This is a genomic window from Aeromonas intestinalis, assembly GCF_054052485.1.
This window is the reverse complement of the sequence record NZ_JBSTYK010000036.1, coordinates 1-612: the sequence shown is the minus strand read 5'-3', so window position 1 is coordinate 612 and position 612 is coordinate 1. Positions and strand designations below refer to the sequence as shown.

Here is a 612-nt window from a genome sequence, read left to right as displayed (position 1 = left end):
TCACCTGGCAGGAAGTGCCGGGCAGCAACGGCCACAGCTTCCAGGCGGTGACGGCAAGCGGCACCCTGGTGTTGACGGTGACCCTGCCGAATGTACCGGGTCGCATCGAGGCCCAGACCGAAGCGCACCTTGGCTACGACATTACGGTACACACCAACCTGGACCACGGGGCGAGCGACAATCTGAACCTGACCCTGCCGGTACAGGTTACCGACAGTGACGGCTCGGTGATCGACGGCAATACCAACGTTGTGATCACTGATTCCGTCAACCCTGATCTGGGCATCGACAGCGGCATCAGCCTGCAGGAAGGGGCATCAGGCCAGACCCAGGATGGCCAACTGCCGGTCAAGGTGGGCAGCGACCGCCTGGTTTCCCTCAATTTCGAGGCAAGCCAGCCTGGCCTCGATGGCCTCACCAGCGGCGGCAAACCCACTACCTATCAGGTTAATGGCAATGTGATCACCCTGTCCGATAGCGCTGGCAAGGTGATTTTGACTGTCACACTGGATCTGGACGGCAAATACCACCTGCAACTGGACGGCGTGCTGGACCAGCCGGTGGACAGCAACAGCGTCAATCTGGGGCTGCAGGTGCAGGGCACCGATTTTG

At 60.8% G+C, this 612-nt stretch carries 1 protein-coding gene; it reads left to right on the top strand.

Annotated features, from left to right (window positions below):
* Nucleotides 1–612, top strand: a 612-nt coding sequence (locus ACW5W7_RS21280) for a hypothetical protein (RefSeq protein WP_456503000.1), incomplete at both ends; no start/stop codon positions are given.